10 protein-coding genes and 6 pseudogenes are annotated in these 21,135 nt (G+C 67.5%); 5 read left to right on the top strand and 11 right to left on the bottom strand.

Going from position 1 to position 21,135, the window contains the following annotated elements:
* From DL544_RS19120 to DL544_RS19110, 3 genes and pseudogenes are all read right to left on the bottom strand, one after another.
* Nucleotides 1–2,233: pseudogene (locus DL544_RS19120) on the bottom strand (ATP-binding protein).
* Between the two features lies 1 nt (nt 2,234).
* The gene (locus tag DL544_RS19115) at nt 2,235–4,148 is read right to left on the bottom strand and encodes an EAL domain-containing protein (protein ID WP_139727837.1); all 1,914 of its coding nucleotides are present in this window, start codon (nt 4,146–4,148) and stop codon (nt 2,235–2,237) included.
* Between the two features lie 19 nt (nt 4,149–4,167).
* Nucleotides 4,168–4,784 (bottom strand): annotated as a pseudogene (locus DL544_RS19110) (DUF4126 domain-containing protein).
* Between the two features lie 179 nt (nt 4,785–4,963).
* Here DL544_RS19110 and DL544_RS19105 point away from each other — a divergent pair.
* The 5 genes and pseudogenes from DL544_RS19105 to ampE all read left to right on the top strand — a co-directional run.
* Nucleotides 4,964–5,700 (top strand): annotated as a pseudogene (locus DL544_RS19105) (DUF6776 family protein); the annotation flags it as partial.
* A 9-nt stretch (nt 5,701–5,709) separates the two neighbouring features.
* Nucleotides 5,710–6,173 (top strand): annotated as a pseudogene (locus DL544_RS19100) (bactofilin family protein).
* Between the two features lie 31 nt (nt 6,174–6,204).
* A complete protein-coding gene (gene erpA / locus DL544_RS19095) occupies nt 6,205–6,597 on the top strand; it encodes an iron-sulfur cluster insertion protein ErpA (RefSeq protein WP_005419789.1) in 393 nt (130 codons plus the stop codon).
* A gap of 119 nt (nt 6,598–6,716) precedes the next feature.
* On the top strand, nt 6,717–7,622 hold the full coding sequence (gene nudC / locus DL544_RS19090) for an NAD(+) diphosphatase (RefSeq protein WP_065178883.1): 906 nt from the start codon (nt 6,717–6,719) through the stop codon (nt 7,620–7,622).
* Between the two features lie 146 nt (nt 7,623–7,768).
* Nucleotides 7,769–8,656, top strand: coding sequence for a regulatory signaling modulator protein AmpE (gene ampE, locus DL544_RS19085; protein WP_139727835.1), 888 nt, complete (start codon nt 7,769–7,771; stop codon nt 8,654–8,656).
* Nucleotides 8,657–9,138: 482 nt separating this feature from the next.
* Here the strand turns inward: ampE and DL544_RS19080 are convergent.
* The 8 genes and pseudogenes from DL544_RS19080 to DL544_RS19045 all read right to left on the bottom strand — a co-directional run bounded on the left by DL544_RS19080 (nt 9,139) and on the right by DL544_RS19045 (nt 21,112).
* Nucleotides 9,139–9,563: pseudogene (locus DL544_RS19080) on the bottom strand (DUF2752 domain-containing protein).
* A 43-nt stretch (nt 9,564–9,606) separates the two neighbouring features.
* A complete protein-coding gene (locus tag DL544_RS19075) occupies nt 9,607–9,888 on the bottom strand; it encodes a CD225/dispanin family protein (protein WP_065198179.1) in 282 nt (93 codons plus the stop codon).
* A 34-nt stretch (nt 9,889–9,922) separates the two neighbouring features.
* Nucleotides 9,923–10,210, bottom strand: a complete 288-nt coding sequence (locus DL544_RS19070; protein WP_065198178.1) for a CD225/dispanin family protein — start codon at nt 10,208–10,210, stop codon at nt 9,923–9,925.
* A 230-nt stretch (nt 10,211–10,440) separates the two neighbouring features.
* Nucleotides 10,441–12,329: pseudogene (locus DL544_RS19065) on the bottom strand (MFS transporter).
* A gap of 98 nt (nt 12,330–12,427) precedes the next feature.
* A complete protein-coding gene (locus DL544_RS19060) occupies nt 12,428–13,222 on the bottom strand; it encodes an SDR family NAD(P)-dependent oxidoreductase (protein WP_065178885.1) in 795 nt (264 codons plus the stop codon).
* A 141-nt stretch (nt 13,223–13,363) separates the two neighbouring features.
* Nucleotides 13,364–15,541, bottom strand: a complete 2,178-nt coding sequence (yccS, locus tag DL544_RS19055) for a YccS family putative transporter (protein WP_139727832.1) — start codon at nt 15,539–15,541, stop codon at nt 13,364–13,366.
* A gap of 95 nt (nt 15,542–15,636) precedes the next feature.
* The gene (locus DL544_RS19050) at nt 15,637–17,703 is read right to left on the bottom strand and encodes a TonB-dependent siderophore receptor (RefSeq protein WP_139727830.1); all 2,067 of its coding nucleotides are present in this window, start codon (nt 17,701–17,703) and stop codon (nt 15,637–15,639) included.
* A 286-nt stretch (nt 17,704–17,989) separates the two neighbouring features.
* Nucleotides 17,990–21,112: an efflux RND transporter permease subunit gene (locus tag DL544_RS19045; RefSeq protein WP_065186763.1), complete on the bottom strand. Its 3,123-nt coding sequence runs from the start codon at nt 21,110–21,112 to the stop codon at nt 17,990–17,992.
* Nucleotides 21,113–21,135 lie beyond the last annotated feature (23 nt).

Raw genomic sequence — 21,135 nt, 5'->3', positions numbered from 1 at the left:
TCAGCGGTCCTGGCCGGCGCGATGCTGTGCCAGGTAGCCCGTCAGTGCAACGCGCGCCCGGGCGAATTCCGCAACCAGCAGCGCCACCGCGACTGCGGGCGCTGCAGGCTGCCACTACGGGCCTCGTGCTCGATCCGCTGCGCGATCGCCGACAGCGACAATGCCCCCACGTTCGCGCTTGATGATTTCAGGCTGTGCGCGACGGCCTGCATGCGCGGTTCATCGCTGTTCCGCGCGGCCAGCTGCAACTGCTGCACCATCGCCGGCGCATCTTCAAGAAATACCGTGACGATCTGGGTGGCAGCATCGCCGATCACCGCGTGCAGTTCATCCAGTACATCGCGGTCGAGCACCGGTTGTGCTGCTGGCGCCACCTGCTTTTCCGGATTCGGTAGAGCCGAGCCATGCTCGGCTGATGGCGTGCGACTGCAATTGGCCGTCAGCCGAGCATCACCCGGCTCTACAGAAGGCCGTGCAGGTGCTGCGGCTTTACCGCCACCCCAGCGCTGCAGCAGCGCATGCAGCGTGGCGCGTGCGATCGGCTTGGACAGGTAATCGTCCATGCCAGCCTGCAGGCAGCGCTCGCGGTCGCCGGCCATCGCATTGGCGGTCATCGCGATGATCGGCAATCGCGCATGCCCGGTTTCCGCTTCTTCGGCGCGCCAGCGGCGCGTGGCGGCGTAGCCGTCCAGCACTGGCATCTGGCAATCCATCAGCACGATGTCCAGCCCGCCTTCGCGGAGGGCGGCCAGGGCCTGTTCGCCATCGGCGACGTTGCGCACCTCGCACTGGAACACCCGCAGCAGCTGCTCGGCCACCATCCTGTTCACCGTATTGTCCTCCACCACCAGCACGCGCAGATGCAGCGGCGGCAGCGTGGCAGCCGGTTGCTCGTGTTCCGCGCTGGCCAGCAGCGCAGCGGGGCGGGCAGAGGCGACCGGTGCTGCCAGCAGTGCATGCAGGGCGGCGTCGTCGAAGTGGGAGGGCAGCTGGCGCTGGCGGGGGCGTTGCGCAATCGCATCCTCCTGCAGCCACAGTACCTGCAGTGCATCGTCGTCGCCGCGTTCCCCAGTGCGAGCTGCAGCGTGGCCTCGCCGTTGCGGCGTGCGCGCGCATCGACCAGCAGCCAGGCGGGTGCCGGTTTTCCGGGCCGCGCGGGAGCGCGCAGGCGCTCGACCACGCTGTCCAGTTGCGCCAGCACCTCCACCTGCAGTCCATGGTGGGCAGCGATGCGCTCGATGCGTGCCTGCAGCGTTGCATCGGCACTGAACAGCAGCAGCGGTGCCGGCGCGCGCGTCATCGCCGGCAGGTCGCCAGGAACCTTCAGCAGCGGGATCTCGAACCAGAACGTAGCACCCTGGCCGGGCGTGGACTGCACACCAATACGCCCATGCATCAGGTCGATGATGCGTTTGCAGATGGCCAGGCCCAGGCCGGTGCCGCCGTAGATGCGCGTGGTGGATGCGTCGGCCTGGCTGAAAGACTGGAACAGGCGTGCCTGCAGCGCGTCGTCGATGCCGATGCCGGTATCGATGATCTCGAAGCGCAGCTGGTGCTGCGCGGCACCTTCGCCCAGGCGCAGCACGCGCAGCTGCACCTGGCCGCGGGCGGTGAACTTGATCGCATTGGCCAGCAGGTTGCTCAGCACCTGGCGCAGGCGCACCGGGTCGCCGCGCACCGGCAGGCGCACCGATGGATCCAGCTGCAGGCCCAGTGCCAGGCCCTTGGCGTCGGCGGCGCGCTGCATCAGCTGCACCACGCCATCGAGCAGATCGCGCAGGTTGAAGCTGGTGATTTCCAGCTCCAGCGCCTGTGCTTCCAGCCGGGAGTAGTCGAGGATGTCGTCGACGATGCGCAGCAGCTGCTGCGAGCTGGCCGAGGCGGTGGCCAGCATCTGCCGCTGGTCCTCGCTCAGTGGCCCGCGTGCGATCAGCTCCAGCATCGGCAGGATGCCATTGAGCGGGGTGCGGATCTCATGGCTCATCGTGGCCAGGAACTCGCCCTTGGCCAGCACGGCCGCCTCGGCGGCCTGCTTGGCCTGCAGCAGCTGTTGTTCCAGCTGGCCCTGGCGTTCAGTGGTATGGCGTAGCTGGTCCCGTTCAGCGGCCAGCGCTCCGTGCGTGCGCTGCAGCTGCGCCAGCGCACGGTCGCGCGCGCGAAGCCGCAGGCCCAGCACCATCAGCGCGATGGTGGCCGCGGCGAGGGCAACCAGCAGCACGCCCCACAGCGGCACGTCAGAGCACCGCGTTGTGGAAGTCGAAGTTCAGGTCGCTGCCGGCCGACTGCACCATGTTGCCCTGGATGTAGTCGACGCCGCCGACCCACATCGCCGCCGCAGCCTGCGGATCCTCGATCTGCTGGCCGATGATCTGCAGCCCGGCGGCATGGGCCTGATCGATCGCCTTGCGCAGCTCCTCGCGCGTGGCCGGATTGGCATGGCTGCTGGAAAAGCGCGCAGCCATGCGCACGAACGACAGCGGCAGCTGGTTCAGCAGGGCATCGGCCTCGCCGCTGGGTTCGAACTGGCTCAGGCAGAAGCGCACCCCGGCACTGGCCATGCGCTGGCAGAACTGCTGCAGCGGCACGGTGTGGATCAGTGCGTCCGGCAGGCGCACGTCGATCACCAGTGCACTGCCCGGCAGGTCGCGCTGCTGCAGTGATTCCAGCAGCCAGTCGGCGAAGGCGTCGCGCTGCAGGGTGCGCAGCGACTGCGAGACGAACAGGTTCAGTGGCTGCGTCGCGTGGCGGTACAGGTCCAGCAGCCCCAGCGCGTGATCCATCACCTGCTGGTCGAGATCGGCAATGCGGCCTGCGGCTTCCGCTGCCGGGATCACCTGCCCGGCCGCCAGCACGGTGCCGTCGGCCTGGCGAAGGCGCAGCAGCAACTGGTACTGCGCGGTGTTGCCGCCGGCAACAGCGACGATCGGCTGATAGGCCAGTTCCAGCTGTCCTTCCAGCAGCGCCAGGTGTTCCTGTTCGGTGACTGCCTGGCGGTGCACATGGCCGGCCACCCCGGCGCTGAGCAGGCGCGCCTGCAGGGTGGTGCGCTCGACGGCTTCCAACGCACTGTTGGCATCCTCGAAGCCCGGTGACAGCGGTGCATAGCCAACTACGCCGCGCAGGTGCACGGATTCGTCGTCGCGGATCACGAAGGCACGTGCCGACAGCTGCTCGCGCAGGCTGGCAGCGATGCTTTCAAGGGCGTCCTCGTCGGCGCTGCGGGCCAGCAGCAGGAAGCTGTTGTCGTTCAGGCGTGCCAGCAGGTGCGGATGGCCGGCTTCGGCCAGGCGCTGCCCGGCCTGCACCATCAGCCGTTCAAACGCGGCATAGCCATAGCGTTCGCGCAGGCCCAGCGCGCTGGCCACTTCGATGAAGAACACGCCGCCCTGATCGCGGTGGGCGAGTGCGGTGTTGAGCTGCTGCAGCACGTGGTGGCGCGTCGGCAGGCCGGTTTCCGGATTGCTGGTGGCCGGTGCGCCGGTGGCGCCGGGCAGGGTCGCGGCCTGGGCTCGTGCGCGGCGGATGCGGTTGGCCACCGCTGCGATCAGGTGGCGGGGCCGGATCGGTTTGCTCAGGTAGTCGTCCGCGCCGCTGTCGAGGACTTCGAACTGGCGCTCCGGATCCGGATCACCGCTGAGGAACACGATCGGAAGCAGCTGCAGGCCGGGCTGCTGGCGGATCAGCGCGGTCAGGCGCATGCCGTCCAGGCCGGGCAGGTGAAGATCCATCAGGATCAGGTCGGGGCGGTGCTCCTTGATGGCCTGCAGCGCGGCATCGGCATCGTTGTGGACGATCGCCTGCATGCCGGCGCCGTGCAGCACGCTCTGCGCGAACAGGGCCTGCGCCCGATCGTCTTCAACGATCAGCACGCGGTAGGGCGAGTCCGATGGCGACGGGGCCAGATCGTTGTTGCCGGCGTCGGCCAGTGCGATCGGGCCGGGCAGCGGCGGCGGTGCGCTGTTGGCCGGCGTGGACGCATCGGCCGCGACAGGGGATGGGGTCGCCGCCATCGGTGGGTCCACGGCCGGAGGTGCCGTCTCGGGGGCCCAGCGCTGCCAATGGTCGGCCGGAGGGGTTTCAGCGCGTCCCGGGCGGGCGCCCGCGGGGATTCGTTTGCGGCCATCGGTGCTCCTGGTGTTCGCGTCCATTATGCGACAAGCCCGGCGCTCAGCCGGTACCGGTGTGCCCTGGCGGTGCTGCCGATGCACCGCGCGCCAGCCAGCGCACGCCCTTCCACAGGGCGCGCCAGACCAGCCACACCAGCAGCGCACCGGCCAGGCTGCAGGCCAGTACCACGATCAGCGCGATCCACGGGTGTGCCAGGGCGAGGGCCAGGCCACCGATCACGACGGTGTCTTCGGCCGCAGAGGCGACCCAGTTGCTGGCCGGTTCCGGCGAGGTGTTGAGCAGGGCGCGGGTACCGGCCTTCAGGCCATGGCTGGCCAGGGCGACGCCGGCGCCGGCGGCGAGCGCACCGGTGCCCAGCTGGCCATCCGGCGACAGCGTGGCCGCCGCAAGGAATGCGCCGGCCGGTACGCGCGCGAGCGTCTGCACCAGGTCCCACACCGAATCCACGCCAGGGATCTTGTCGGCGAAGAATTCGGCCACCGCCAGCGCCGCCGAGGTGCCCAGCACCCACCAGGATTCGGTGGCCTGCAGGGCGGGGGGAGGTCGACCCAGCCAAGCAGCCCGGCCAGGCCGACACCGAACACGGTGAGGTAGACGCGGATACCGGCCAGCCAGGCCAGCAGGATGCCGATCACGAACAGGTGGGCTTCGGTCATGGCGGTGCTCCGGCGACGGAACTGTGCAGGGGGCCACACTATCGACGATGGCGTGCCTGAACGCCACCGACCGTGGCCGGCCACTGCGCAGGAAACCCACCCGTCCTGTCATACACTAGCCCGTCGTTTGCCACAGGGGCCGTACCGGTGTCGCCCTTGCGATACCCCGGAAACCACCCATGACCAACCGTCCTCCCATGCGCGTGCAGGTCCGCCTGCCCGGCGCGCCGCAACCGCCTGCCGACCGTCGCCGCCTGCTGGTGATCGGCGGCATCTGGCTGCTCAGCCTGGTGCTGGCGGTGCTTGGCGGCTGCTGGATGGCCACCCGCGCGATGCCCAGGGCCAGCGCCTGCAGGCCGCCGAAAAGCGTGCCGAGGCGCTGCAGGCACAGCTGACCGAGCTGCGCCAGAAGCAGGCCACGCTGGAAGCCTCTGACCGCATCAGCCGTGCCGCCAATACCGAGGTGCAGTCCTCGCTGGCAGAGCGCGATGAGGAAATCGCCGGGCTGCGCGCCGATGTTGCCTTCTATGAGCGGCTGGTCGGCTCGACCAGCCAGCGCAAGGGCCTGAACACCCATTCGATCGAGTTCAGCCCGGAAGCGGCCGGCACCTGGCAGTACACCGCCGTGCTGACCCAGAACCTCAACCGCGGGGCCATCAGCCAGGGGCAGATGCGCTTCACCGTGGAAGGCGTGAAGAACGGCAAGCTGGCCACGATCAGCTGGGATGATCTGCACCAGCGCAGCAAGGTGCCGGGACAGGACTACTCGTTCCGGTACTTCCAGCAGCTCACCGGCAGCGTGATGCTGCCGGCTGACTTCACCCCGCAACGCGTGCGGGTGACATTGGGGAGTGGTACGGGGGGTACCACCCAGGTATTCGACTGGAAACAGGCCGGTGCGCCGGCCAGCAAAGGGAGTAGGCAGATGTTCGGAAGCAGCAAATCCAACCGTGAAGGCCAGCTGGTGGTGGATGCCCTGATCGGCAACCAGGTGGTGATCCGCGGGATGTGGAATTCAGTGGTGGCCTGTATGTGGAAGGCCGCATCCACGGCAAGGTGATCGCCGCCGAAGGCGCCAGTGGTGCGACCCTGACGGTTGCCGAGCACGGCGTGATCGAAGGTGAGATCCGGGCCCAGGTGGTGGTCATCAGCGGCCGCCTGGACGGCGATGTACACGCCACCGAGAAGGTCGAGTTGACCCCGAGCGCACGGGTCAATGGCAACGTCCATTACCAGGTGGTGGAGATGAACGCGGGCGCGCAGCTGAACGGCCGCCTGATCCATGCCAGCGCCCCGATGGCAGCCTTGCCGGCGCCGGAAGGCGAAGACGCCCATGATGGCAAGGGCGATACCGCCGCGCGTCGCAAGCTGGCCGAGGCGATGGCTTGAAAGCCGTCGTCGGCACCCCCATGCTGGCAGCATGAGCACGCTAGTCTCCCTGCCCGGCGCCACCCCGGTTGCCGCGCCCGATTACCAATCGCTGGAGCGCCCGCTGAACTTCACCGAGTCGGCGGCCGCCAAGGTCAAATCCCTGATCCAGGAAGAGGGCAACCCCGACCTGGCCCTGCGTGTGTACATCGAGGGAGGCGGCTGTTCGGGCTTCCAGTACGGGTTCGAGTTCGACGAGAACCGTGCCGAGGATGACCTGGCGGTACAGACCAGCGGGGTGACCCTGCTGGTCGATCCGCTGAGCCTGCAGTACCTGATGGGCGCGGAGGTGGATTACACCGAGAGCCTGACCGGTGCCCAGTTCGTGATCCGCAACCCCAACGCAAAGACCACCTGCGGCTGCGGCAGCAGTTTCAGCATGTAACCAGGGCGCGGGACCTGTGTCCCGCGCGACAAGGTGTGTGGAGCAAGCTCCGGACCCACAGGCGGTTTCCGCAAAGCCTGCGGCTTGCCACCTGCATCGATTGGCGGCACGCTTGGCGGATGCCCAATACTCCTTCGCCGCTTTCCGGTTTCGCCTTCGTTGGCGAACCGTTGGAGCGCGCCGATGCCCTGCGCGAAGATGCTGATGCACTGGCGCGCCTGTGGCCGGGCGCGCGCATCCTCGTCCTCGATCACGATGGCAGCGCCTTCACCGGCGATGACGACCAGCCGCTGGCGCTGACCGGCGCCGACGTCGGCGGTGGCCCGGGCGCCGCAGTTTTCCTGGGGCTGCGCGGTGATCAGGCATGGTTCTCGGTTGAAGCCAGCAATGTCACCGTGAGCGCGCCACGCCGACTCGATCTGCGCCAGGCTGCGTTGTTGTGGCCGATGGCCGATGCCACCGCTTTCAGCTATGCCCGTGGCATGTCCTACTGGCACTCGCGCACCCGCTTCTGCGGCGTATGCGGCGGCGCGGTGGCGTTTGCCCGTGGCGGCTTCGTCGGCCGTTGTGCGCAGTGTTCCACCGAACACTATCCGCGCGTCGATCCGGCGGTGATCGTCGCCGTGGAAAACCAGGGCCGGCTGCTGCTTGGCCGGCAGTCGAACTGGGCCCCGCGCCGTTACTCGGTGCTGGCCGGCTTCGTCGAACCCGGCGAGACCTTCGAGCAGACCGTGGTGCGCGAAGTCCATGAGGAGAGCAAGGTGCGGGTGACCGCCTGCCAGTACCTCGGTTCGCAGCCGTGGCCGTTCCCCGGCGCGCTGATGGTCGGCTTCCGTGCACAGGCGCATGACGACCTGCCGACCGTGGATGGCGAGCTGGAAGACGCGCGCTGGTTCAGTGCCGACGAGGTCGGCGCCGCGTTGGCGCGCGATGTGGAGGACGACGGCCAGGGCATCCGCCTGTCGCCACCGATCTCGATTTCGCGGGGCCTGATCGAACACTGGTACCGCCAGCAGCGAGGCTGAGTCGGCGTTTCGGCCGGGCCGGTCGTGGCAGCTGTATTGCCGCCACCTGAACACGGCCCGGGTTACAGTCCGGTTCACCCGCGAGGGCACCGCTGCGACAGGTAAGGTAGCGGCGCCGAGCGTTCTGTTTCGTAGGGAGACCTGCCATGTTCACCACTCTGGCCGCCGTGCTGGTGGCGCTGGCCCTGGGCCACGTTGCCCCGGCCGCTGCCGCCTCGATGCGCCGTTTCGACGGCTTCCGGCGCTGGCTGGGCTGGCTGGACGCGCGTGGTGGCAAGGCCTGGCAGGGACCGGCTGGAGTGGCGCTGGCGCTGCTGCCGCCGTTGCTGCTGATGGGGCTGCTGGCGTGGCTGCTGCGCGGAGTGCTGTTCGGCCTGCCGTCGCTGCTGCTGGGTGTGGCCGTGCTGGCCTGGTGCTGGGGGCCGCGTGACCTGGATCGGGATATCGAAGCGATCATTGATGCGGACGACGCCGCGACGCGGCAGGCAGCCGTGCGCAACCTGCAGGCCGCCGGTGGCAGCCTGCGCGAAGACGTGCCGTCGCTGGTCGAGGCGACGGTGCTCAATGCGCTGCGTCGCTGGTTCGCGGTGCTGTTCTGGTTCCTGCTGCTGGGCCCGGCCGGTGCGCTGGGCTACCGCTTGCTGGCGTTGATGGCGGAAAGCCCGATGCGTGCACGCGTGCCGGTGGAGCCGCTGGCGCTGGCGCAGCGCCTGCTGGGCTGGATCGAGTGGCCGGTAGCGCAGCTGATGGCGTTCTCGATGGCGCTGGTCGGCAACTTCGATACGGCGTGGAAGGCCTGGCGCCAGGCCCATGGCGAACGCCTGGCCGGCTCCATCGGGTTCCTGGGCGCGGTGGCGCGGGCCAGCGTCAACGCCGAGCTGCGCGAGGACGCGCACGATTACACCGAGGCGGGGCTGTTGCCGGTGTGGCAGCGGCTGCCGGACCTGCGTGATGCGATGAGCCTGGTGTGGCGGATGCTGCTGTTGTGGCTGGCGGTGCTCGCCCTGCTGGTGATTGCAGGCTGGGTGACGTAGTTGTTTTGCAGGGCTTGCAGCCCTGCACCTGCAGAGGCAACAGCAACAGCAACAGCAATGGCTGGATTGCTGCGAATTGGCGGGGTGGGTCGGATAACGGGGGACGCCGTGAATCCGTCCATGGAGGCTTGGTCGCCGCATCCATGCGGCTCACACCCCGCCATCCGACCCACCCCGCCTTCGACAGTTTTCCGCGCACTGACGTTCTGTAGAGCCGAGCCATGCTCGGCTCCGAGCGAGCGCAGCGAAGCGATCCGCTTCCGCTTTTGATCTTCTCTTTCTTTTCCGTGGTGGACGCACACGGAAACTGTCCGTGGCCGGGCGGGATGGGTTTGCGGGGGTGTCCGCGGCATGGATGCCGCGGCCAAGCCTCCACGGACGGATTCACGGCGTCCCCCGCAAACCCATCCCGCCCGGCCAACCCCAAGGCTTCTGCCTTCAAACGCCGCCCACCACGAGGGGCTGCGCCGTCGGCTGGCAACCTAGATCGGTGCCAGCGCGGTGAATGGCGCCCACGGCAGGTTGCGCAGCAGCGCATAGCCGGGAAGCACCCAGAGCCAGAACGTGGGATTGGCCAGTATCCGCATCAGCGGATCGAGCACACGTGGACGGATGCCGGCGACGTTCAGCAGCATCAGCAGCAGGAATGGCAGGCTGATGACCAGCAACGGGTTCATCCCATCGCGCCGGGCAGGTCGAAATGGACCAGGGAGTACAGGCAGCGCGTGCTGCCGCAGCCCGGGCAGTACAGGCCGGTCAGCGCGTACAGCGGACAGCCCGGCAAGGGATTGCCGGCGGCATACGGATTGACGTTGCGCAACACCGCCGCAGCACCGGCGGCGAGGCCGGCAGAGGCCAGCAGCGGCGCCCAGCGGGCGAATCGGGAGCGGGCGGGAAGCGCGGACATGCAGCAACGGATCCGGCGCGGGCGCCGGATCCGTCCAGGGGCATCAGTAGCTGCTGCCGCCGCTCATGGCGCCCATGCCGCCCACGGCGACAATCAGGATGCCGTACAGCACGCCGACCACGACGGCCGCGATCGCCGACCAGATGGCCCACTTCTTGGCCTTCGCCGAGGATTCCTGCGCGCCGGCGATGTCGCCAGCGGCCAGCTTGCCGTTGACCTGGGCGGCGTAGACGATCGACACGATGCCGGCCGGCAGGCAGCAGAACAGGGTGCTCAGGATCGCCCAGACGAGATTGTTCGGGACCTGCGGAGTAGCGGTGTTCATGGGTTCAAGCTCCTTGATGGGTGGTAGTGGTGAATTACGTTTCGGAAAGAGCGCCCAGTACGGCCAAGCCGCCGAACAGCCCGAACCACAACAGCAACAGGACCGGGAGGGCCACGGCCGAAGCCACTGCCCACCAGCCCGCCTTGCGCGACGCGCTGTAGGCCCCCGGCAGGTCGCCCGCCGCGCGGCGGCCATCGACCTGGGAGGCATACACGATCGACACCACGCCCAGCGGCAGGCAGCAGAACAGCGTCGTCAGGATCGCCCAGACCAGATGGTTGGGGATGTAGACCGGACGGCTGAGCGGTGGTGGTTGATTCAAAGCGAGACTCCATTCCTCGGTGGCCGGCCATGGTGCATTGGCCGGACCTCCCCCCTGTGGGTGCGTAATCTACCTCAACCCGCGCTGCATGTATGCGGTTACAGTCAGATACTGGAGTGTATGGCCATTGACCGGAAGCTTTTGACGGGCCCCTGTAGGGAAACAGAAGCCGTGTCTGCAGGGGAATGGGGGCTGTTGCCTGGAAGGGTTACCGGCGGCCGCGCGGCCGATCAGGCGTGATCGCCACGCAGGGCCCGCACCTGGGCCTCCAGCACCGGGGCGCGGGTGGTGCGGCCATCCACCGCCGGTGCGGCCACCACCTCCACGGTGGCGCGGAAGCGGCGCGGTACGCGCATGCGGCCGAGGCGGCTGTCGCGCCGGCTCCACATGCTCGACCACATGCCGCGCAGCGCCATCGGCACCACCGGCACCGGCCGCCGCTCGAGGATCTTCTCGACGCCGGACTTGAACGGCGCCATTTCCCCGTCGCGGGTCAGCGCACCCTCGGGAAGATGCAGACCAGTTCGCCTTCGGCCAGCGCAGCGTCGATCTCGTCGAACGCGCGCTGCATCAGTGCCGGGTCTTCGCGAGCACCGGCGATCGGGATTGCCTTGGCGGTCCGGAAGATCCAGCGCATTACCGGGATGTTGAAGATCCTGTAGTACATGACGAAGCGCACCGGGCGCGGAATCGTCGCCGACAGGATCAGCGCGTCCATGTAGCTGACGTGGTTGCAGACCAGCAGCGCGGCGCCTTCGTCCGGCACGTTGGCCTCGATGCCGTGCGGGCGCAGCCGGTACAGGGTGCGCACCATCAGCCAGCTGAGGAAGCGCATCAGGAATTCAGGGACGATGGTGAAGATGTAGATCGCCACCAGCGCGTTGGCGATGGCCAGCGCCAGGAACTGCTGCGGAATGGTCCAGTGCAGCAGCTTGTGCGCGGCCAGCGACAGCAACGCCGCAGCGACGATGAAGCCCGAGTTCTGGATGTTCAGTGCGGCGAACACGCGCGACATCTGCGCCTTCGGCGTGCGGCTCTGGATCAGTGCGAACAGCGGCACCACGAAGATGCCGGTGAACAGGCCGATGCCGACCAGGTCGATGACGATGCGGATGCTGCCGGGCTGCTGCAGGAACGGACCAATGATCAGCCCGTGCACGGTCGCTTCGCCGCTGCGGGCGAAGTACAGGTCGAGCAGGAAGGCGGTCATGCCGAACGCACCCAGCGGCACCAGGCCGATTTCCACCGTGCGTGCCGACAGCTTCTCGCACAGCAGCGAGCCGACGCCGGTGCCGACCGAGAACAGGGCCAGCGCAAAGATGTACAGGGTCGGCTCGCCGCCCAGGTTGGTCACCGCGTAGGCCGGTAGCTGCGAGGTCAGCACGGTGCCAACGAACCAGAACCAGGACACGCCCAGGATCGAGTTGCGCACGGCCTTCTGCTGGCGCGCCATGCGCAGTACCGCCAGCGATTCCGGCAACGGGTTCCAGTTGATCTTCAGGGTCGGGTCGCCTGCATCGACCCTGGGAATCAGGCGCGCGGCGATGTTGCCGCAGATCGCCAGGGCGATGATCGCGCACGAAGCCACCACCGTACCGTGGCTGCCGGCCACGGTGAACACCAGGCCGCCGACGATCATGCCGGAGAGGATCGACATCGAGGTCCCCATCTCGACCAGGCCGTTGCCGCCGGTCAGTTCCTCGGGCCTGAGCACCGACGGCAGCACCGAATACTTCACCGGGCCGAACAGGGTGGACTGCATGCCGGTACAGAACAGCGCGACCAGCAGCACCGGCAGGCTCTGGGTGAGGAAGCCGGTGGCCGCCAGCGACATGATCACGATCTCCATGGTGGTGGTGATCACGATCAGCCGCGATTTTTCCAGTTTGTCGGCGATCTGCCCGGCCAGCGCCGAGAACAGGAAATACGGCAGGATGAAGATGGCCGGTGCCAGGGTGGCGTACAACCCCAGTTCTTCCTCCGGCACGGCCATGAACAGCAACATGCTGATGATCGCCTGCCGGTACACGTTGTCGTTGAACGCACCGAGCGCCTGTACGACGAAGAACGGCAGGAAACGGCGCTGGCGCAGCAGGGCGAATTGGTTGTGACCGGACATGGAGCCTCCTTGACCGGCGCAGCCTAGCATTCCTGCCCATCCGCTGTGGGTGCGGACCTGTGGGTGCGGACCGCTGGTCCGCACACCTGCCAGCACCCTCAGACGATATCGTCGACCACGCCGCCGTCCACGCGCAGCGCCGCGCCGGAGGTGGCGGAAGCCTGCGGCGAGGCCAGGTACACCACCATGTTGGCCACTTCCTCGACCGTAGCGGTGCGCTGGATCACCGAAGACGGCCGGTGCGCCATCACGAACTCGCGGCCGATCTGTTCCAGCGGCTTGCCGCTGCGCTGGCGTTCATCCTCGAACATCGCGGCGAAGCCATCGGACAGGGTCGGGCCAGGCAGCACTGCGTTGACGGTGACGCCACTGCCGGCCACGCGCTTGGCCAGGCCGCGTGACAGTGACAGCTGCGCGGTCTTGCTGACCCCGTAATGGATCATGTCGGACGGAATGTTGCGCGCCGATTCGGACGAGATGAACAGCACGCGGCCCCAGCCGGCATCGACCATCGCTGGCAGCAGCGCACGCGACAGGCGTACGCCGGACATCACGTTGGTCTGCCAGTAGCGCTCCCAGGTGGCGTCATCGGTCTGGAAGAAATCCTCTGGGCCGAAGATGCCAGCGTTGTTGACCAGGATGTCGACCCTCGGCAGCCCAGCCAGCAGCGTATCGACACCGGCCGCATCGGAGAGGTCGGCGGCGACACCCAATACGTCGGCTACCGGCACGGCCGCGAGCAGGTGTCGGCGGGCGCGCTCGACGCTGTCGGTGCTGCGGCCATTGAGAACGACCCGCGCACCAGCGCTGGCCAGGCCCTGGGCGATGGCCAGGCCGATGCCGGCGGTGGAGGCGGTCACCAGCGCGGTGCGGCCGCTGAGTTCGATTTTCATGGTGATGATCCAGAGCGGGCGATTGCCCAGTATCCGCGTGGCGGCGTGATCGAACTGCATCGCCCGGTGCAACGCGCCGTTGCACGCGGCGCAGCAGATCCACGCCCTGCGTGGATGGGATGCCCGATCAGCGATGAGGGATCAGGTCAGGTTGGTCGCCGCCTCATTGGCCGCGGCACGCACCTTCGGCAGCATGCGCAGTACCAGCGCCATCTGGGTACGGATCAACTGCAGTTTCGGTGGCATCGCCTCGTCGATCTGCTCCAGCTCGGCGGCCACCGCGCGGTCGGCGTCGTTGTCATCGTCCGCGACGGGTTGCCGCGCGGTCAGCGCCGTCGCCAGCTCCTGAAGTGCCTTGCGCACGCGATCGCCCGCGGCCAGCGCCAGTGGATCGCCTGCGTAGCTGTCCACCTGGTCGCGGTGCGCACCCAGCGCCGACAGATGCCCCAGCAGCGTGTTGGACAGCGCCAAGAAGCGGAAGCCGGCATCCAGGTTGCGGCGCACGTGGCCGGGTTCGCGCAGCATGTTCGACAGTGCGGTGGACAGCGCGGCGTCGGCGTTGTGCATGTCGCGGCGGGCGATGCGGTAGGCCAGGTCGTCGCGCATGCCGCTGCGGTACTGGCCCAGCACCGAATCCAGGTAGCGAGCGGCAGTGTCCAGCACGCGTGCCAGGACGAGATGCAGCTGGCGGCCCTGCCAGTCGGGCAGGATCAGGAACGCTGCCGCCGCTGCGATCGCGCAGCCCAACAGCGTATCGACCATGCGCGGTACGATCAGCACGAAGCCATCGCCGATCAGGTTGAAGCAGGTCAGCGCCATCACGGTGATCGCGGCTGATGCCACCAGGTAGCGGTCGGTGCGGGTGAAGAAGAACAACAGTGCCGACAGCAGTGCGATCAGCAGCTGTACGTGCAGCTGCGGGAACAGCTGCAGCAGTGCCCAGGTCAGCACCAGTCCGGCGACGGTGCCGACGATGCGCTGTGCCAGGCGCTGGCGGGTGGCGCCGAAGTTGGGCCGGCACACGAACACGATGGTCAGCAGTACCCATGAACCGTTCTGCGCATTGAACAGCCGGATCGCTGCAAAGCCGGCGATCAGCGCCAGTGCCATGCGCAGGCCATGGCGGAACAGCACCGAGCCGGGCGTGAGCTGCTGGCGGATGCGCACGCCCATCTCGCGCAGGGTATGCGGGTTGCTGTCGCGCAGGCGGGTGTCGACGTTGTCCAGGCTGGCTTCGGAACGTTCGGCATCCAGCAGGCGGCGCTCGATGCTGCGCAGGTTGTGAACCAGCAGGTCCAGCGAGCCGAGCAGGCGCTGCCACTGCGGGCGCTGCTGGTCACGCAGGTAGGCGAGCGCGTCGGCCAGGTCGCGCCCGGCCTGCTGGTTGCTTTCGCCGTATACGAACGGACGACGCAGCCGGATCGCCTCGCCCAGGCGGGCACAGGCCTGGCCCTGCAGGTCGAGCAGGCGCTGGCAGCGGTAAAGCACATCGCTGTGGAAGAAGGCGTCCACCAGCGCGCCATACGGGTAGTGCGAGGAACTGGCGCGCTCGTGGAAATCCTGCGCCATGTAGTACAGGCGCAGGTACAGGCCGGAGTTCACCCCGGGCCGGCCGGAGCGGCCGAAGCGGGCCAGGATCGCGGTCTTGGCCTCGTTCAACGCACCCACCACACGGCGGTTCTGTTCGGCCAGGTCGAGCTGGCGACGTTGCAGGTCGGCTTCGCGCACCGGCTCGAACAGCGCAGCCTTCAGCTGCAGGTAGCGGCCCAGCTCAAGGTACAGCCGCGCCACGCGTTCGCGCACCGGCCGGTTGGCGAACAACGCGGCCCACAGGATCGACAACAGCCCGTACCAGACCGCACCGGCCAGCAGATGGCTGACCGCTTCCAGTGCGCTGTGCAGGTCGCTGGCACCATGTTGTTCCAGGCCGATCATCGTGTAGATCGCCAGCGTCACCGTGGCCTGGGCAATGGATGCGTAGCGCTCGCCGAGCGCGCCAAGCAGGGTCAGGCCGAAGGTGGACAGTGCCAGCGCGCCGATGAAGATCCACGGCCACGGGAACAGCCAGATCACCGAAGCCGCCGCAATGCAGAAGCACAACAGGGACAACACCACGGCCTTGGTCCGGCCCCACCAGTTGTCGTCGGTTTCTGCGATGGCGCTTGCGATGATGCCGAGGAACACGCCGGGCAGGGCGGTCAGCGCCTCGAACTGCCAGCACACGGCCACGGCCGCGGTCAGCGCGATGAACACGCGCAGGCCGTAGCTGGCCTTTTCGTGGGCCCACAGTCGGCTGAGGCGGGATTGGCGGGCGGACATGCAGGCTCGGTGGAAGGGTCTTCCACCATTATTGCGGGCTGCGCGTGAAATATGGAGTGCGGACCAACGGTCCGCACCCACGGTGCTGCCGGACCCTACATGTCGAACCGCACGCTCACAGCGAACGTACGTGGCAGGCCTGTGCCGGCGTTGGACCAGTACTTCCGGTTGGCCAGGTTCTCGACGCTGGCGCGCACGGTCAGCGGATGACCGGAGGCGAGCAGGCGGTAGCCGATGCCTGCATTGACCAGCGTGTAATCGGGCAGCTTCAGGGTGTTGTCGGCGTCGTACCAGACATCGCCGTAGTAGCGCACCGCGGCGTATGTTTCCAGGCCATCCACCCGCAGCTGGTAGGTGGCGTGCACGGCCCCGCTCCAGCGCGCCGCACCGGCGGTACGGTTGCCCTCCTGTGCAGCGCTGGCCGGGGACAGCCTGTCGTAGGTCGGGTCCAGCCAGGTGACGCCTCCGCCAACCGTGAGGACATCGCTGAGGTGCAGGTCGGCACTGGCCTCGATGCCTTCGTACAGCGTGATGCCGTCCTGCACCAGGCGCTTGCCGGCCGGTGTGAGTTCATCGATGTTGGCGCCACGTTCCAGCCGGAACGCCGCCACGTTCGCGTTCCAGCGCGCGGCCTCGGCCTTCGCGCCGATCTCGTACTGCTTGCTGAGGGTCGGGTCGAGCACATCACCGGCGTTGATGTAGTTGTTGCCTACGCGGCTGCCCGCTTCCAGCGATTCGATGTAGCTGGCGTAGAGGGTGACCGCCTCGCTGGGCTTGAACATCACGGCATAGGTCGGTGTGACCGGATAGGTGTGGTAGCGGCCCTTGGTCTCGTAATCGTTGTAGCGCCAGCCCGCCAGCACCGACCAGCCGTTGCCGAGATCGACGGTATCGCTTGCGAACACGGCCTGCTGCACGGTCTCGTCGCCGCGGGTCATCACCCGTGAACCGACGGCGTCATGGCGGATGGCATGGCGCTGGTACAGGTTGGCGCGGCCGATCAGGCTCCATTCGTAGGGACGGTCCCAGCCCAGCCCGGTCTGGTGACTGATGCCTGCCACCACCTGATGCTGCAGCGGACCGGTGTGGAAGCTGCCCTGCAGCATCGCCTGCGCCAGCTTCCACTCGCTCTTGCCACCCAGTTCATAGACGTTGACGTCATAGTCGCCATTGGGCGAATCGATGTAGGCGAAGATCTTGTTGACGTCATTCCACGAGGTGGTGACGCCGTAACTCAGGCTGGTTTTCCAGTCGCTGTTGATCTGCCAGTCCAAGCGGGTCGACAACAGGCTGGAACGAGTGTCGTAGTAGGTGCCGGGGACACTGTTGCCGGAATTCCCGGCGATCGGCCGTGGTAACGAGGTCAGTCCGCGGAAGTAGTACTGCGGCGATTCCTCGCGCAGGTCGCGTGACTGGAACACGCCGTCGAAGGTCCAGATCAGTGCGTCGCTCAGGCGCGCGTCCAGCGACAGTGCGCCCACCTTGCGATCGACGTGGCCACCATTGAAGGTCTCACCCTTTTCCTCGAAAGCATTGAAGCGATAACCGAACATCTGCTCGTTGCCGAAGCGGCCGCCGACGTCCATCCCGCCACTGACGATGCCCTGCTCGCGCCAGCCCAGCTGGGCGGAGAAGGTGGGCGTGTCGGTCGGCTTCTTGGTGATGTAGTTGACGATGCCACCGGGGGCACCGAAACCATAAAGGAATCCACCCGGGCCTTTCAGCAGATCGACCTGTTCCATCACTTCCAGCGGCCACTCGGTACCCCACGAGGAAACCTGCAGGCCATTGACGCGATAGCTGTCGAAGTTCAGGTCGATGCCACGGTTGCGGATCGGCGAACTCCAGCCACTGGCATAGGCGCTGATCTGGGTGGTGACCGAAGGGTCGAGCAGGAACGCTTCGCCCAGCGAGACCACTTGGCGCTGCTCGATCTGCTCGCGGCCCACGGCGGTGATCGCGAACGGGGTATCACGCAGCACGCGATCACCAAGGGCGCCGGTATCGGCGTGGGTGCGTTCGGCGGTGACCTTCACCGCATCCAGATCGGTGGCACTGCGGTTCCGATGGGTGCGCTCGGGTACGGACTGGGCATGCGCGGCACAGGCCAGTGACAGGGAAACGGCAAGCAGCGCCGGGCGGCAGAGTGGGTGCAGGAGCATGGTTCAGTCATCCTCGGCGAACGGCCACGCGCCATCCGCCCGCATGGGGGGAAAGGTTGATGGCTGGGATCACGCAGGCTTGCCGGAGAGGGCAGCGGGGCGCCGCGAAGGGGCGCAGGACCATGGCTGGAGGGGAATTGTTCTCTTTTCGTTACAGCACGTCAAACCCGGAGGCGTGCGGACCAACGGTCCGCACCCACCCTCCGCGCCGGTGGTAGTGCCGGCCGCTGGCCGGCAGATTCGCAGTACCGAGAACTAGATCCACGCCATGCGTGGATGGGCTCTACTACGCCCGCTGCGCGCGCTTGAGCAGCTTCGCTTCGCGCCTGCGCGCGCGACGGGCGCGCCAGCGCTCGGCCAGGCAGGAGAAGATCACGTACAGTGCCGGCGTACTGAGCAGGGTCAGGCTCTGCGAGAACAGCAGGCCGCCGATCATCGCGATGCCCAGCGGGCGGCGCAGCTCGGACCCTTCACCCAGGCCGATCGCCAGCGGCACTGCGGCCAGGATCGCGACCATCGTGGTCATCATGATCGGGCGGAAGCGCACGATGCTGGCCTCGCGTGCGGCATCGCGCGGCGCCAGCCCATGCTCGCGCTGCGCCACCAGTGCGAAGTCGATCATCATGATCGCGTTCTTCTTGACGATGCCGATCAGCAGCACCAGCGCGATCATCGAGATCACCGACAGCTCGGTGTTGGTGCCGAACAGGGCCAGCAGCGCACCGACACCCGCCGCCGGCAGCGTGGACAGGATGGTGACCGGGTGGATCAGGCTCTCGTAGAGCATGCCCAGTACCAGGTACACGGTCAGGATTGCGGCGAACACCAGGATCAGCATGTCGCTGGGATCGGAGTTGAAGCCGAAGCCCGCATCGTCGGCCAGGCGGATGTCGCCGGGCATGCGCATGCCGGCCACGGTCGCGTCGATGATCGCCTTGGCCTCGCCCATGCTCACGTTGGGAGCCAGGTTGTAGCTGAGGTCCATCGTCGTGTACTGGTTCTCGTGGGTGATCTGCGATGGGGCCAGGCCAGGCATCTGCGTGGCCACCGCGGTGATCGGCACCATGTCGCCGTTGCGCGCACGCACGTACACCTCATCCAGCGCCGCCGGGGTGGCGGTCTGCGAGGGCAGGGCATTGACCACGACGCTGTACTGGTTGATGTCCGAATAGATGGTAGAGATCTGGCGCTGGCCGAACGCACCATACAGCGCGCCGTCGATGGCGCCCACTGTGATGCCCAGGCGCGCGGCCTTTGCGCGGTCGATCTGGATGTTCTGGCGCAGGCCGGCATTGTCCACGTCGGTGCCGACGTCGCGCAGCTTCGGGTTCTTCTTCAGTTCCGCCTGCAGCTTGGGCAGCCATTCCTGCAGTGCGGCCAGGTCGTTGCCCTGCAGCGAGATGCGGTACTGCGCGCCCTGGCTGGAACCGCCGCCATCGTTGCTGGGCAGGTCCTGGATCGCGCGCAGGCGCAGCTGCAGGTCGGGATAGCGATCGGCCTTGGCGCTGAGGCGCGCCAACGCATGCGCGGTGGTTTCGCGGCGGCCGTCGCTGCGTGATTTCAGCTCGATGTTGAACTGTGCACTGGAGCCCTGGCGGCCGCTGCCCAGGCGTACACCCACCGTCTTCACCGCCGGGTCGGCCATCAGCATGTCGGTGATGCGGCGCTGGCGCGCGACCATGTCCTCGAACGACACGGTGGCACTGGAGTTGGCGCGGCCCCAGATCAGGCCGGTGTCCTGCGGCGGGAACGCGCCCTTCTTCACCGCGCCGAACAGGAAGATGGTGACGCCGATCAGGATCAGTGGCGTCAGCGACAGCAGCAGCGCGTGGCGCAGCGAGAAATCGAGGAACACGGTGTAGATGCGCAGCATCCGCTCGTGGCCGGCATCCAGCCAGCGGCCGAAACGCGACGGCGGCGCGCTGTGGTCGTGCGCGCTGAGGAAGCGGCTGCACAGCGCCGGGGTCAACGTCAGCGAGACGATCATCGAGACCACGATGGCCGCCACCAGGGTCACGGTGAACTCGCGGAAGAACGCGCCCATCATGCCGCTGGCGAACAGCAGCGGGATGAACACCGCCACCAGCGAGGCGGTGATCGAGACGATGGTGAAGCCGATCTCGCGCGCACCGGTCAACGCCGCCTGCATGCGCGGCATGCCTTCGTCGAGGTGGCGCATGATGTTCTCGATCACCACGATCGCATCGTCGACCACGAAGCCGATCGCGATCACCAGCGCCAGCAGGCTCAGGTTGTTCAGGGTGAAGCCCATCACGTACATGACCAGCGCGGCGCCGGCCAGCGACAGCGGCACGGTCACCGCCGCGATCAGGGTGGGTGCCAGCCGGCGCAGGAACAGCGCCATGGTCAGCACCACCATTGCCAGGCTGATCAGCAGGGTGACCTGCACTTCATGCAGCGACGAACGGATGGTCGGCGTACGGTCGAAGTACGGCGTCATCGTGGTGCCCGGCTGCAGGTAGTCGCGCAGGGTCGGGATCTGCGCCTTGACCCGGTCCACGGTCTCCACGATGTTGGCGCCGGCACGGGTGAACACGTACATCACCACCGCCGGCTTGTGGTCGAACCACGCCGCCTGGTAGGCATCCTGCTGGCCGTCGTAGACGTTGGCGATGTCCTTCAGCCGGATCACCCGGCCGTCGCCCTGGGTCTTGACTACCAGGTCGGCGAAGTCGGCGGCGCGCGCCACCGAGTCGTTGGCGATGATCGCCGTGGTGGTGTTGCCATCGCTGAGGAAGCCGGTGGGCGAGGTCACGTTGGCCGCGCGCACTGCGTTGCGCAGGTCATCGGCGGTCAGGCCCAGCGCGTTCATCAGGCGCAGGTTGACGTCCACGCGCACCGCTGGCGTCGACGCGCCAGCGATGTCGACCGAGGCGACGCCGCTGATCTGGCGGATGCGCTGCGCCAGCAGCGAGTCGGCCACGTTGTAGAGCTCGTCGGCCGACTGCGTCTGCGAGGTCAGCGCGATGGCGATCACCGGGTCGTCGTTCGGGTTCGCCTTCTGGTACATCGGCGAGCCCATGCCCGAGGGCAGGTCGGCCTGAGCCGAGTTGATCGCCGTTTGTACATCCAGTGCCGCCGAATCGATGTTGTGGCCGCTCTGGAAGATCATGAACACCAGCGAGCTGCCTTCCGAGCTCGACGAGCGCATGCGATCGATGCCCGGCAGCTGGCCGAGATGGCGTTCCAGCGGCGCGGTGACCGTCGAGGCCATGGTCGCCGCGTCGGCGCCGGACTGGCTGGCATGCACGAAGATCACCGGGATCTCGATGTTCGGCAGCGCCGATACGCCCAGGCGCAGGTAGCAGATCAGGCCGACCATGAACAAGCCGATGGCCAGCAGTGCGGTGCCGATCGGGCGGCGGATGAAGGGGCCGGACAGGTTCATCGTGCGGCCCCCCACGGCAGCGG

Origin of the sequence: Stenotrophomonas sp. pho (genome assembly GCF_006228405.1) — a bacterium.
Taxonomy (GTDB): Bacteria; Pseudomonadota; Gammaproteobacteria; order Xanthomonadales; family Xanthomonadaceae; genus Stenotrophomonas; species Stenotrophomonas sepilia.
This window is presented reverse-complemented; position numbering and strand designations above follow the sequence as displayed.

Coding starts and splice junctions, on each gene's coding strand:
- DL544_RS19115 (WP_139727837.1), bottom strand. CDS start 4,148: ATGGACGCGAACACCAGGAGCACCGATGGCCGCAAACGAATCCCCGCG.
- erpA (WP_005419789.1), top strand. CDS start 6,205: ATGAGCACGCTAGTCTCCCTGCCCGGCGCCACCCCGGTTGCCGCGCCC.
- nudC (WP_065178883.1), top strand. CDS start 6,717: ATGCCCAATACTCCTTCGCCGCTTTCCGGTTTCGCCTTCGTTGGCGAA.
- ampE (WP_139727835.1), top strand. CDS start 7,769: ATGTTCACCACTCTGGCCGCCGTGCTGGTGGCGCTGGCCCTGGGCCAC.
- DL544_RS19075 (WP_065198179.1), bottom strand. CDS start 9,888: ATGAACACCGCTACTCCGCAGGTCCCGAACAATCTCGTCTGGGCGATC.
- DL544_RS19060 (WP_065178885.1), bottom strand. CDS start 13,222: ATGAAAATCGAACTCAGCGGCCGCACCGCGCTGGTGACCGCCTCCACC.
- yccS (WP_139727832.1), bottom strand. CDS start 15,541: ATGTCCGCCCGCCAATCCCGCCTCAGCCGACTGTGGGCCCACGAAAAG.
- DL544_RS19050 (WP_139727830.1), bottom strand. CDS start 17,703: ATGCTCCTGCACCCACTCTGCCGCCCGGCGCTGCTTGCCGTTTCCCTG.
- DL544_RS19045 (WP_065186763.1), bottom strand. CDS start 21,112: ATGAACCTGTCCGGCCCCTTCATCCGCCGCCCGATCGGCACCGCACTG.